Origin of the sequence: Bradyrhizobium sp. C9, from assembly GCF_002532045.1 — a bacterium.
Taxonomy (GTDB): Bacteria; Pseudomonadota; Alphaproteobacteria; order Rhizobiales; family Xanthobacteraceae; genus Bradyrhizobium.
Window position 1 is genome coordinate 78428 of sequence record NZ_NWTG01000003.1, and the last position, 13613, is coordinate 92040.

Annotated in this window: 10 protein-coding genes; 6 read left to right on the plus strand and 4 right to left on the minus strand. The window is 58.1% G+C overall.

Annotated elements, in window-relative coordinates; all coding sequences use genetic code 11:
* Positions 1–20: 20 nt before the first annotated feature.
* Positions 21–341, minus strand: coding sequence for a hypothetical protein (locus CO675_RS08030; protein ID WP_143278915.1), 321 nt, complete (start codon positions 339–341; stop codon positions 21–23).
* Between the two features lie 749 nt (positions 342–1090).
* On the opposite strand from CO675_RS08030, the gene CO675_RS08035 reads away from it, so the two are divergent.
* The 5 genes from CO675_RS08035 (at position 1091) to CO675_RS08055 (ending at position 7938) form a co-directional block, all read left to right on the plus strand.
* On the plus strand, positions 1091–1816 hold the full coding sequence (locus tag CO675_RS08035; RefSeq protein WP_245452677.1) for a hypothetical protein: 726 nt from the start codon (positions 1091–1093) through the stop codon (positions 1814–1816).
* Between the two features lie 514 nt (positions 1817–2330).
* Positions 2331–3572, plus strand: coding sequence for a M16 family metallopeptidase (locus tag CO675_RS08040; RefSeq protein ID WP_097671483.1), 1242 nt, complete (start codon positions 2331–2333; stop codon positions 3570–3572).
* Positions 3569–5014 (plus strand): M16 family metallopeptidase, encoded by a 1446-nt coding sequence (locus CO675_RS08045; RefSeq protein WP_198964540.1) that lies wholly within the window; start codon positions 3569–3571, stop codon positions 5012–5014. The genes CO675_RS08040 and CO675_RS08045 overlap by 4 nt, the downstream gene beginning before the upstream one ends.
* A 1358-nt stretch (positions 5015–6372) precedes the next feature.
* Positions 6373–7122 (plus strand): P-loop NTPase family protein, encoded by a 750-nt coding sequence (locus CO675_RS08050; RefSeq protein ID WP_097671485.1) that lies wholly within the window; start codon positions 6373–6375, stop codon positions 7120–7122.
* Between the two features lie 60 nt (positions 7123–7182).
* Positions 7183–7938 carry a hypothetical protein gene (locus CO675_RS08055; protein ID WP_097671486.1) on the plus strand — a complete coding sequence of 252 codons (756 nt, stop codon included), beginning with the start codon at positions 7183–7185 and terminating at the stop codon, positions 7936–7938.
* A gap of 203 nt (positions 7939–8141) precedes the next feature.
* On the opposite strand, the gene CO675_RS08060 is transcribed toward CO675_RS08055, so the two are convergent.
* The 3 genes from CO675_RS08060 to CO675_RS08070 all read right to left on the minus strand — a co-directional run bounded on the left by CO675_RS08060 (position 8142) and on the right by CO675_RS08070 (position 12787).
* Positions 8142–9974 carry an NEL-type E3 ubiquitin ligase domain-containing protein gene (locus CO675_RS08060; protein WP_097671487.1) on the minus strand — a complete coding sequence of 611 codons (1833 nt, stop codon included), beginning with the start codon at positions 9972–9974 and terminating at the stop codon, positions 8142–8144.
* A gap of 781 nt (positions 9975–10755) precedes the next feature.
* Entirely contained in the window at positions 10756–11001 is a 246-nt protein-coding gene (locus CO675_RS08065) for a hypothetical protein (protein WP_233475201.1), read from the minus strand.
* Positions 11002–11125: 124 nt separating this feature from the next.
* Positions 11126–12787 carry a hypothetical protein gene (locus CO675_RS08070; protein WP_097671489.1) on the minus strand — a complete coding sequence of 554 codons (1662 nt, stop codon included), beginning with the start codon at positions 12785–12787 and terminating at the stop codon, positions 11126–11128.
* A gap of 219 nt (positions 12788–13006) precedes the next feature.
* Between CO675_RS08070 and CO675_RS41975 the strand changes: the two genes are divergently transcribed.
* Entirely contained in the window at positions 13007–13195 is a 189-nt protein-coding gene (locus CO675_RS41975; RefSeq protein ID WP_461847331.1) for a DUF802 domain-containing protein, read from the plus strand.
* Positions 13196–13613 lie beyond the last annotated feature (418 nt).

Here is a 13613-nt window from a genome sequence, read left to right on the forward strand (position 1 = left end):
TTGCATCGGCAGAGATCAAATTATGCCTGCAGTCCGACATTCGTGAGAGCTTTCGCGGTTTCGATAGAATAGACAACATTCTCCGTGAACCGCTGCTTGGCGCCTTTCATCCACCCCTGAAGAATGCCGATCTGGTCGGGCGCTGACGATGTCGAGGAGACATCCTTGAAGAACTCCGCCAACTGTGTCGATTCGATTTGAATGCGCTCCTGCCAGTGCCAATAAGCCTCTGAGTATTTTCTCACAAACTCGCTTTGCGCTCCGATGGCTCGCTTTGTGAAGTCCTGAAATGCGCCGGCTGCAATGCCGATGTCATCGTTGATCCCAGTTTCTTTTGTCATCACCATCTCCTGTGTGATTGTATATAGACGAGACGATGCCTGAGCAGAGCTCCTGCATGTCTCCCATGATCACCAATTGGCGTGTCTGCACACCAGCTTACAATTGTGAGGCCACTATTGTCACTTCTCGACCGAGCAAGTGACGTGCCACAAACGATCGTGAGGGCTTGCCGTCCACAAACAGGAAAACCATGTGCTTGATAAAGTGCTCTCGCAGCCCTGCTCCGCGGCGTCGGACTCTGGACATGTAAGTATCACACCGGACAGGGCAGAGTGCGACAAGAATAAAGTTCGACGAAGATGGATCGGGGAGCATTGCCAACCGCTCCAATGCTCCGAGTCTGCTCAACTAGCTCGCACAGCACGTTGCTTGGCGCATGACCAATCGCTCGAAGTCGCGGCATCAGATAGTGGCGGCAAAGGTGTCGTGCTGTCCGAGCCACCGGTCGATGGTGGACTGACGATGCTATGCGTGTCGATCAGTACGACGGAACCGGTCGGCTTCACGGAGGCGGCGTTCGACCCACCGAGCAGTAGTCGCGCGTATTCCGCTTATTCTTGACTTGCTTCTCACCGCGGTGAACTTTCGCTGGCCATTGACCGGGACCTCAGATTGGGCCGAGAACAGTACGACCCGGAATTACCCCACCAAAACTATGAGGCGACGGCCGTTTCGGATGCAGCTAATATTTGGCAAGGTTCGGGAAGACAAAAACGTTCGCCCGAGCACTCGCGGCTAGGGGCCAAGGATGATCACGCCGGTTCGACGGGACTGGAATCCAAACGAATTGTTCAGCGCTCTTACACCTGCGATGTTCTGCGCCGAACCATCAGCTGTATGCGCACGTTGGGATAAATTGTGGCCTGATCTATACACGGAATATGACGCCCGGTTTTTGAAACAAGAACTTGCCGCCAGAAATCTCATCGCGACCGATGAAGCTGCGGCATTTCTCAACGCCTGGGCGATTGATGAAGAGCGACACACCAATGGCTTCATCCGCATCATTGAGCTTGTCGCGAACGGATCCGAAAAGGATCTTCGCGAGAGATTGGGCGCTCGATCGCCTGACTTTGGTCCGATCACCGAATTCCTGAAGGACGAATTCTCCTTGCTGGTTATGATTGCGTTTGACGAAATGTGCACTTGCCGCGCCTACGCGGCAGAAAAGCCGTTTTACGACGCTCTTGGCAACAACACGTTTCATCATTGGCTGCGAGAGGTAATTGCCGACGAGGCGGTTCATTCGATGAACGCTGTTAATGTTATTCGCGCGCGCTATCGCGACCGCATTGGGCAAGTCGGCGCAATGCTCGATAGCCTCATCCGCGCGTGCGATAATCTACGCTATTCTGGCACCTTCGTCCTCGACTACTTCGGCACAGCGTACTCCAAGGAGCTTCTCGCCAACGCTCGCCTCGCGACCATGAGAAACATCGCCAAGCCACTCCCGTGGCGTAGAACGAGACAGTAACAAGCGAGAGGGATTTGATCCGGCGTCGCGGCTCAAATTCGTCTTTCTCTACTCCCATTCCAAGGTTTGTGCCAGATTGTCGTGCGCTACCTTGCGCAATGTCGTGTTCACGACCTGCCGGCCGTTGACCAGAACACGCGCGTCGGATCGGTTTTGCGTCCGGTTGGCGCGCCGTGCGGCCGTGCCGCGCAGCGGGCAATTGGCCCGACCTTTGCTCCTTGCCAAACCGTGTGCAGCTTCCTGTTTTGTCGGTCTATCTGCCACAAAACATGGATCTCTATGGAGCGAAGGCAAGCCCATGAAGGACCAGAGTTCCGTCAGCGCCATGTCGGCGGGCATCGCTACTGGCGCAATCAATTCAGTGACACAGACGGCCTCGACGGTCGAGCACAGGACGGCTGATGGCACCGATCGTAACCTATACTCTTCTGAGGAACAGAGCATCTTTGCTGAGAACAAGGCCAGATCGGGCCGACCGGCTACCCTCGCGCTTCCAAACGGCCTGAAAGTAGTGATGATTCCGGATCATCGCGCTCCCGTTGTGACTCAGATGATCTGGTATAAGGTCGGCTCCGCCGATGAGCCGGCGGGCAAATCGGGGCTAGCGCATTTCCTTGAACACCTGATGTTCAAGGGCACAACCAAACATCCGGCGAACGAATTCTCCCAGACCGTGCTGCGTGTCGGCGGCAACCAGAACGCCTTCACCGGGAGGGACTATACCAGTTATTTCCAGCACGTGCCGCGCGAACAGCTCGGCAAGATGATGGAATTTGAAGCCGACCGCATGACCGGTCTTATTCTCAACGATTGGGACGTATTGTCGGAGCGCGACGTCGTGCTGGAGGAATTTAACATGCGCATCGCCAACAGGCCGGATGCGCGGCTTGTCGAGCAAATGATGGCGGCGCTCTACCTCAATCATCCCTACGGCCACCCTGTGGTCGGCTGGCGGCAGGAGATTGAAAATCTAGACCGCGAGAGCGCGCTCGCATTCTACAAGCGTTTCTACGCGCCGAACAACGCCATCCTGATCATCGCGGGTGACGTCAAGGTCAACGAGGTCCACCCGATGGTGGAGAGGAATTTTGGCGGCATTCCCCCGCAGCCATCGATTCCTGCGGAACGCCTGCGACCGCAGGAGCCAACGCCGGCCGCGGCGCGCACCGTGACGTTGGCAGATCCCCGCGTCGAGCAGCCAGCCTTGCGCCGCCGGTATCTCGTACCCTCGGCTCGCACCGCGGCAGCCGGGGAGAGTCCAGCGCTGGAGGTGCTCGACAAATTGATGGGTGGTGGCATCAACTCATATCTCTATCGCGCGCTGGTAATCGACAAGCGGCTCGCGATCAGCGCCTGGACGCACTACCGCGCCACCGCGCTCGATCCCTCGCAATTCGAGATTTATGCCATGCCGAGGCCGGGCGTTAAGCTCGGGCAGCTCGAGTGCGCCATTGACGAGACGGTCGCCAATGTTGCGCGCAATTCCCCGCAGGCAGAGGATCTCGAGCGGGTCAAGACACAGCTGATCGCGCAAGCAATCTATGCCCACGACAACTTGGAAGAGCTCGCGACCTGGTATGGCGGCGGGCTGACGACCGGATTGAGCATCGACGACGTCCAAGGCTGGTCGGACAGCATCCGCGCCGTGCGGCCGGAGCAGGTACTCGAGGCCTCGCGCAAATGGCTCGACAAGAAGCGCTCGGTAACCGGCTATCTCATCAAAGCGACACCAAAGCACACGGAGAAACGATCATGACCTGTTCCTTTACACGGCGTGCCTTCCTCATCGGCGGAGCTTCATTGTCAATTGGGATGCTTGTTTCGCCAGATTCGCTCGCCGCCGCCAAGACCGTTCCCGCGACCAAGATCCAGCGCCTGGTCTCGCCCTGTGGGGTAGAAGCCTGGTTCGTCAGGGACGCAACTGTCCCGTTTATTGCGATGGAATTCGCTTTCGACGGCGGCGCGACACAGGACCCCGCGGACAAAGCCGGCGTCGGCTACATGGTCGCTGACTTGCTCGATGAAGGCTCCGGCGATCTCGACTCCAAGAGCTTTCACGAGCGGCTCGACCGTCGCGCCATTGAGCTGAGTTTTGGATCGACCCGCGATCAGTTCCGCGGTGCCTTGCGCACGCTCGAGGAAAACGCGGATGAGGCCTTCGACCTTTTACGGATGGCACTAACCTTACCCCGTTTCGACGCGGAGGATGTTGAACGGATTCGTGCCAGCTTGCTTGCGAACCTCAGGAATGATTCAAACAATCCTTCATCGCTCGCCAATCGCAAGTTCCTCGAAGTCGCCTTTAACGATCATCCCTATGCTCGACCGGCCGGAGGCACGCTCGAGAGCGTCCCGAAGATTGGCGTCACCGATCTCAAGGGCTATGTCCGGCGCGTGCTAGCAAAAGACACCCTCAAGATCGCTGTGGTCGGTGACATTCAGCCAGACGTCCTCTGCGGACTGCTCGACAAGGCCTTTGGCGGCCTGCCGGCCAAGGCGGACTCGGTGCCGATTCGGGACGTCGTCGCAGCAAAGCCGCCGCAGCGGGTCTTCATTCCGCTCGATGTGGCCCAGACGGCTGTGACTTTCGGTGGTCCCGGCGTCTGCCGCAGTAAGCCCGATTTCATGGCCGCCAATATCGTCAACCAAATTCTCGGCGGCGGCGGTCTGTCGTCACGGCTGTTTCGCGAAGTTCGCGATAAGCGCGGGCTGGCCTATTCCGTCCGTCAGCAGTTGGTCTGGATGAATCATTCCGCCGTGTTCGTGGGCAATAGCGGCACCCGTGCCAATCGTGCCGGCGAGACGCTCGAAGAGATTGAGAAGCAGGTCCGCTATATCGCCGACGAGGGGCCGACCCAACAAGAACTCGACGATGCAAAGTCTTACCTGAAGGGCTCGAAGATGCTGGCTCTCAATTCTTCATCGAAGCTAGCGCGAACGCTGCTGCAGCATCAGCTTGACAAGCTACCCATCGACTATATCGAAAACTACAATGCCATGGTCGATGCGGTGACGTTGGAAGACGCCAAGAGGATCGCGCAGCGGCTGTGGGGCCAGGGTCTGCTCACCGTTATCGTCGGCCGCTCCCCACCGGTCGCGGCCGAGTCGGCAACTGTCCCATCGGGCACGACGCCCCCGTCACACGCCGAGCAGCTAGGCGCCACACCATCACCCGCTTTACCGAAAAAACCCAATTAACTCTCAGGCCCCCCTCAGCGCCGCAGGCAGCGAGGCTCGCTCTCCATGTCCTCCGGTAAAGAACCGGCAGTTGGCTGCGGCGGAGCAGAAAAAACTGCGCTCAAATTCTCGCACTAGCGGCGTAATCACACATTAACCGCTTGCCGATCGTTGCTAATCTCTGACTGCTGGCCTGAGCGGGATTCTTGGCCCTGGGGCCTTCGCAGAGCTAGAGTTTGCTCCTGTCGGCGGACTCCGGGGCAGAGAACCATGAGCTATGAAGTCGACGCTTCTTGTTTCCGCTCCTTACCCGATTTGCCGGCGAATATCTGCTTTTAGCTGGCTTGCGCGTTACAGGTGTGCTCAGCTGCTGCGACCGTGGCGAACTGGCGTTATGTTCTGTGATGTCACGCGGCTCGATCCTGAATACCTGTGGCGATGATCAGCAGCGGCCCATCGTGGCAGTGGCAGACATAATGGCGGGTTCCCTCGACGGCGCCGCCTGGGATGCCACCTGATCGGCCGCATTGTGGCGGACCCGATTGTATGTACGTGAAAATTATCGCTTTCGACGTGTTTCGCGTAGCGAACGGGCGACTCTCCGAGCGACCAACCTCCGTGTCGCTAGATGCAAGCACGGGGGTGGTCGGTGACGCCCATGTTCAAAGGACGATCCCTAATTGAGATGGTCATCAGGCTCGCCGATCAAGCAACTGCAGAAGGCCCGTCGGATACCGCTTCCCGCCGTCGAACAGGTCCACAGGGTCGAGGTTCTGGGCCGAGCGCTCAGCTCGGCGCTTTGACATTCGAATGTGCAACGAGGCTTTAAACAGGCCGCTGCTCGATGCTTTTCTTATTGTGCTCGCTCGTCACGTTGCCTGCCGGATGAGACGGCCGCTATGATTGTCGAGTTAGATGTCTGACGATCGACTGGATCAACACGGCCGTGCGACCCAACGCGCCGAAGCGTCTTAAGCACCGATGCGGAACACCTCGGTCATGCCCACGCCAAAGCGCGACTTTCCTGACGTACGTGAGACTCTCGAATTGTTTGCGCTGATCAAAGATCAAATTGAATGAGCACGATGGTGATCGCGATCATCAGCGCGCATGGTCGACTGCTCGAATAATTTGTCCTTTCAGCTCACCACAAACCTCACGTGAAACGCGATCACGAGAGATTAGTTATTGTCATCGAATTGCATCGTCGTCGCAATCAAAGAGCTCCGATGGCTCGGCACTGGAAAACCTCATCAATCGGGCCGCACCCGCGTCGAAGATTCAATAGCCCCTTCTTTCTGCCATGTTCGCATCCAAAGCAAAGACACGCCGATTGCGCACGTCGCGCGCGGCAATAGCGAGTGTCTCAGGAGAATTCCATGGTGAAGCCGGTTGTGATTGTAGTGGGCGCGGACAAAGGAGGCGTCGGCAAGACGACCGTATCACGAACGCTTCTGGACTACTTCAACGTCAATAACGTGCAAACACGCGCATTCGACACGGAGTCGCCGCGGGGAACATTGAAGCGATTCTATCCCGCAATCACCGAGATCGTCGATATGACGACGACGGCGGACCAGATGAAGATCTTCGATACCCTGAACTCAGGGCTATCCGTCACCGTTATCGATGCTCGCGCCGGCTTACTATCCACAGCACTGGCCTCCTTGCGCGACATCGGCTTTTTGGATTCGGCGCGATCCGGCCAGATTACTTTTGCCGTATTCCATATTCTGGGATCATCCATCGCTTCGCTGGACGAGATCGCCGAGACCGCGACCTACATGGCCGGCGCAAAGTACTATCTGGTGAAGAACTTCATCAACGATACTCAATTCTTCCAGTGGGACCAGTCGACCTATAATTCCTATTTTCACCGCATCAAGCATGCGACCGAGTTGACCATCCCGAAGCTCAACGAGATGGCCTATGAGCAGGTCGAAGTCGCTTCTGTCCCATTCGTAGATTTCGTCGCAAACAAGGGGCGGAACGATCAGCCGGCGAACAATTCCTTCGTTCTGCGCGGCTATGTACGGCACTGGCTGGCAAATGTCTGGAGCGAGTTTGATCGCATCAACTTGACGGAATTGGCCGGCGCCAAGTCAGCGACTCGGAGCGACGAAAAGTAGTCGCATTATCGGCGAGCGACGGGTTGAGCCCAAGGACGAAGCGAGATTGATCTGCTGGCTATGTTAGCGACCCCCATCTACATCATCTGCTCTCCTAGCCCGCAGGTCGGAAAAACTCTCGTCGCTCGCCTCGTGAGCGAGTACCTGCTGCTGAAAAATGGCACGGCGCTCTCCTTCGATGTCAATCTGAAGGAGCCGTCATTGCTCGATTATCTTCCAAGTATCACGGAGACCGCAGATGTAATTGACACTTGCGGTAAGATGCAACTGATGGATCCACTGATCATCCACGATCGGGTAGCCAAGGTGATCGACCTCGGCTTCCACGCCTTCGACGAGTTCTTCAAGATGTGCGAGGAGATCGGTTTCATGAAGGAAACCGCGCGCTGCTATGTCGCGCCTGTCATCCTCTTCGTCGCGGGCGCTGACCGCCATTCCTTCCGTGGTTATGAAATGCTGCGGCGACAGATTCCACCGGCGGCGCTGGTCACCGTCCACAATGAATTCGTGCTGCGCGGAGGACTACCTGAAGCGATGGATTGTGAGCGAGTGCTCCGGATTTCCGCGCTGCCGTTGTTTCTAAAGAGATATGTCGATCGACTGAGCTTTTCCTTCACCGGGTATCTGCGCGACGAAAAGGACTGGACCACCGAACTGCATCAGTGGATTCGTCGAAACTACACCATGTTTCGTGATTTGGAGGCGAGCGTGATGCAGCGAGGGTCCTATCGGTCTCGCGCAACGAATATCGAGAGCCTACGAGGCACAAGGGCGACTGAGGGACCGGCTCACTATCCATTTCGCTATCAGAGATGAACGAGTGATATTCGACAGAATGCTCGCCTGGTCGAGCAGCCGAGAGAAGTATTTCTCTTGATCGTCCGCACTACCAAGCGACCAAGACCTGCCGGCAACTCATTCGCTCGACGAAACTTCTCCATTCGTTCCTCGATAAGGATCGATAGCCGCCTGAGATTGCGCGCAGCTGGCCGGATCGACGGCTCCCGCTCGAGGGCGCTTCAAAGCTCAAATCCGAATCTTTCGAGGACCTGGTGCATAACCGGGCCTTTGATCTCGAGGGCGATCTCTTTGCGAATCTGGGCGCCAAGCACTCGCTCTGCATCGGCATCGCCCGTCAGACTATTCTCGGCCAGTCGCCGATCCAAGCGGGCTTGGAATTCATCCCCCATCGCGTCGACGAGCCGCCTCTCCATTGCAGCATGGTCTTCTGGTGCGATGCGCCTCAATACGCTCTCCCATGGATGCCAGCGCGTTGCCAGGTAGTCCGGAAATTCCGCTGCCTCCTGATTGCGCACCGACGCCTCGGCCCTGACAATATCGTCCTCGGTTACGTTAGAGACATTCAAGAAGCGCATGTCCGGAGCGATGTGCAGCAGCTGCAGCGGGTCGCGCAGCCGGGTCTGGTAGGCAAGGTAGACCTCGATCTCGTCGACGTCGGCGTCAGGATCGGCACGACGAAGCGAGTTGACCGTCTCGCGTGCGATCCCGTCCAGCGCCTCCAGCCGAAACAGGACACGGCCCTGCTGAAGCAGCTCGGCCAACCGCCCGTCATAGACGCCGTCTTCAACGTCAGCGTTCAGACGTGCGCTCTGCATGCCGTTCCAGGTCAAGGTAACCCGATCTTCGCAGCGCTCGCTCGCTCCCGAGGCCAGCTGGAAAAACTGCTCACGCAAACGCGGCCTGACGGCTGCCTGCCGCAGATCCTCGACGACCGCCTGCCGGAACCCGTCGTTGCCATAGTTCACGGTACCCCGGAGCCGGTCGAGGAAGCGTGCATAGTCTTGCGCACCCGATTCTTGGGCGAAGCGCTGCCAAGTGGCCATTACCGACGGCTCGGCCTCGAGCCAGTGCGCCACAACCTCTTGCAGGGAGCGCGGCTGGACTCGCAGCGCGCCTTCGGCCGTCGATAAAAAGACCTGCGGGCCTGCATCGCCTGCTGCATGTATCGCTGCCGTCAGGCCAGCCTGCACCAAATCGGGGAGCGGATTATTCTCCAGATTAACGCTAGAATAACCGCTTAGCTGTGTCAGGAGGGTCTCGGGTACGCTGGTCAGCTGGTTGTTGCTGGCGCCGAGCCAAATTAGGTCGGGAAGCGCCGTTTCGGGCAGACTGGTCAGTTCGTTATGGCTAGCGCTGAGCCATTGGAGCCCGCCCGGAAGAGGCTCGGGCAAGTCCGTCAGCTGATTGTGGTCGACGTTGAGGCGCTGGAGCCGGGATGGAAGGTCGGGCAGATTGGTCAAGCGGTTGCCGCTGGCGTCCAGTTCCTCAAGCGTCGCCGGAAGGCGATCAGGCAGACTGGTTAGCTGATTGTTATCGACCCTCAGCCGCAGCAACCCGGGCGGTAGCTGTGCGGGCAGGTTGGTGAGCCCGTTGCTGATGACATCGAGCTGCAGCAGGCCATTTGGAAGCTCGGGCAGGCCGGTCAGCCGATTATTGCTGGCAGAGAGCCACTGGAGACTGGCCGGAAGGTTCCCAGGAAGGCTGTTCAGCTGATTGTCGTCGACATTCAGCCGACGCAGCCCTGCCAGGGTCGGCGCAGGCAAGCCGGTCAGGGACAGGGACGACAGATCTAGGGCCTCATTGACATCGCCTCTGTCCTGCCAAGCCCTCGTACGACTTACCGCTTCTCGACGGTCCTCGTGTTGCCCCTGCCCGCCTTCGGCAGCCCAGGTCGACAAGACCTCGAGCTGCGAGCTGGACGCCTCGCCGGCGGACGCCAGCGCATCCGTCAGGGCTTCGCCCCACTGCGTGGCAGTCGCAGATGCCGGCTCGGAGGTTTCCGAATCGGAAGTTCCGGAAGGAGTGCCTGAGCCAAGCTGCTCTGTATTCATCGCCGTCTCTCCGTATCCAAACCAAGCGCGTCCGCAGCCGCACCTTTAAGCCGTCAGCCTCACCAGGGTTGGCGCGCTGATCGGCTGATGACAAAGCTGGCGGTCATACGGCGCAATCACCGCCCACGGCTGGCGCGCACACCTACCGGCCTGCAGGCGAGCAACTGCAGCTCACCGCAGCACAGCCAAAGCCTCGGCGGTAAATCCCTTGATGGATACCATCCAATTCTCTTGCCGATCTGAGAACATCAAGCCGGACCAGCCAGTAAAGACGTTCCTGCTACGAGACGTAGCTGTCGATAAGCTGACGGGCTTCGGAGCGACGAACACTGGGCGGACGGCTGGCCATCAGCCTCTCCCGAAGCTTAGGCGTAGATAGCGGACCGACGAAAAGCAGACGAGGATCAACCGAGTTTTAAGCTTGGCAAAATGCTCGCTGTTTACGGCGCCCCGGCGGCGCGGCGCTGACAGCCGGCGAGTTGCGGCTCCTTTACTCCCGAGGCAACAAACCGCCCCCTGCTCATTCAGATGGCCACGTTGGGACGCTAGGCGATACGCCCCGGCGCAATCGGCAAAGGCTGGCATAACCTCCCGGATAGCGAGTTCCCACCTATTCTGACATTGGCGGCAAGGATCGATCTTGCCAGATCGGCTCAGACTGCCGCAGGTTTCGGCCAGCAAAAGCGGACGACTCGGCCCTTGCCGGGGCGCTTTCTCAGTCGAACAACGCGCGCCCGGCTGCATCTGACACTGATTCGAGAGAATATTCTTAACTTCGAGATCAATGCAATAGATCCGCCCCGCGTCCGATAAACTCGAGCACCGACTGCGCCTCGTTGATTTCGCTTGAAACGCGCTTCAATATCCGAACTGCCACCTCTTCCGTCGCGATCAGCCCCGCTCTTTCGCAGGCTAATCCGAAATGATGCATCACCTGTTCGTAGGAGGGCGCAACACGATTCTGCAACAAGCTGATCGCCAATGATGAGAGCATCTGCTCGACGACATCCTTCTCAGCCTGGATCAACAACTACGTCCTTCCGATTGTTTACTCAATTCTGTGGCTGTGCACGCCTCCGACTGCATCCCAAGAGGGTCGCTGCGTGGGATTGTCGTGTTGTGACCTCGCCGCATCCTACGCATGAACACCGCTAGGAAGAGGCTTCTTTGGCCGATTGCCTTGTTTGGTGGGACCACTTCTCCCCTGACCGGAGCTGAGTGGCTTCACTTTGTATCAGTTGCAGCTCCTCGATGATCTTCGCTATCGCCCCATGCCCTGCTTCGCCTTGCGGCCACCTATTGAAGCCATCCATCAGACTCTCCGATTCCGGTTTGGTAAAGTCAAAGAACCGGATACCGCGGCCTAGGACCTCATTGACGATCGCGATCGTGGCTTGGCGAGCAGCGCTCTGCAGCGGCCATCTGTTGAAACCGATCACCAGGCCCCTGAGATCCTGGGCAGTGAAGTCTGAGAGTCCCGTCCTGCGGCCGGCACGGCGAAGGACCTCGTCCGCGAGCACAACGGTCACTTGACCACACGGCAGCTCCTCCGGCCAATTGCTGAAGCCGTTCACTAGGTTCGCGAGCCCCTGCTGTGAAAAATCGTAGAGCTGAGTGGCGCGGCGCAGAACCTCACGAGCGAGTGCGACCGCTGCTCGGCGAAACGCCGGCTCTTCCGGCCACTTGCTAAAGCCATTCACCAGGTTCGCCAGGCCCTGTTGGGTAAGATCGGGGAGCTGGACAGCACGCCAAAGTACCTCACCAGCGATCGCAATTGCAGCTTTACGACAGGTCGCATCTTCAGGCCATTTGCAAAACCCGTTCACCAAGTTTGCCAATCCTTGTTGGCTATAGTGAGGAAGTTGGTCAGCACGGTGCAGGAGCTCACTTGCGATCGCGATTGTGGCTTGACGAGAGACTGCCTCATCCGGCCATTTACTAAAGCCATTCACCAAATTTGCCAGATCCTGCTCGCCAAACTCATGAAACCGGGCGACCCGACGAAGAACTTCGCCTGCGATCGCAATCGTGACTTGACCACACGCCAGCTCTTCCGGCCACTTGCTGAAACCGTTCACCAGGATGGCCAATCCCTGCTGAGGAAACTCGCAGAGCCTGCCGAAACGATGCAGAATTTCGAGTGCAAGCGTGACTGCTGCCTGGCGCGAAGCCGCCTCATCCGGCCACTTGCTGAATCCGTTGACCAGGCTCACCAATCCTTGCTGTGTAAAGTCGGAGAGTTGGTGATGGCGGCCTGCGCGCCGAATGACATCGCCCGCAATTGCAACCGCCGCCTGGCGAAAGTCTGCTTCTTCCGGCCATTTGCTGAAGCCGTTTATCAGCGCCGCCAGGCTCAGATTGTTCAACTCTTGAAGCGGCCTGCTTTCCTCGCGACAAAACTTCGCTATTCTGATCGCCCCTTTGCGACATTCTGCTCTGTTGGAATGCCGACCGAATGATGCGGCGAATATGGAAAGGGCTCTTATCCCGATTTTTCCAATCAGCGCATGGTCAAGCAGCGACACGCGAGAAGCTATTCTTTCGCAAACGTCCCGGCCGACCTGACCTCCGGCCTTCCGGCTCACCGCATTGCATGTCGTGGCATATCCCCACGATCTCCCGGCACGGATGCTTTCCTCGAAATTCGGCAGGAATCTAGACTGAAACTCAAGCGCAGCCTTTTGCAGAAAGACCGGATGGTCCGCCTTGCGCAGCTGCTTGTCGCGCGCAACCACCACAGTTGAGAATTCAACGATGTCGCGAGCACAATCGATCTCGCTTAGCGCCGTCGTCAGATTGGCTTGAGTAGACATGGGATCTTCCGAGCTTTCACTGCGGCGCCTTGTTCAGCCACAAGCTCAATGCGACTAGTCACCGCTTATGGCTGAATGTTAACCGCCTACGCAGTTGAAGCATCTCTTGCGAGGACCGGCGGTTCACTCGGCGGGGCCCTCACTGCACAGCGAGGAACGTGATTAAAGCAGTTGTCAGCGACATCCTGCTGCGCGCATCACTCCATCACCTCATGACATATCACGACTCCGGTTGTTGCAGCGCGATTAACAACGGCCAGCACAGCCGTCTCCCGCCGATGGACCCAAGGTCTTGCCCATGGCCCGCAAGCGACAATGTCGGCAATAAGGAAGCCATCCCTGTCCGATCATGCTGAACCATTCGACGACCGTCCCGCCTGCCTTTGTCTTTGCGAGACTACAACCTGACGCAACGTGGGGTTCAAGCTACTAAATTGGTATCGAAGCGTGGCGTTGCACAGCCGACTATCGCAGCGGCTACCAATGGGGCGTCCATTCAGTTCGACACGATTTCGAGTGACATTCACCCAGTGAGGTCCCACGCCCGCTCCTGCGCTCGTTCGATCGGGCCACGCCCGGGATATCGCGGTAACGCTCGTTTTTATCTATAGGGGAAAACACCGCCGCCATGCCTTTCCAGGATGTTGGTGAAGCGCGCGCACCTTACTCATGGACATGCCCATCGGGAAACGAATGTGATGGTCCGACGGCAACACTGATCATCGTCGGGGGAACACATCGCTCCGTTTTCCAGTCGTGAGCTGCTGCCCTGCGTTTGCACGTGACTGCGCGCCGATCGACCCTGTGGAGCGCAGAAATTCCTCAA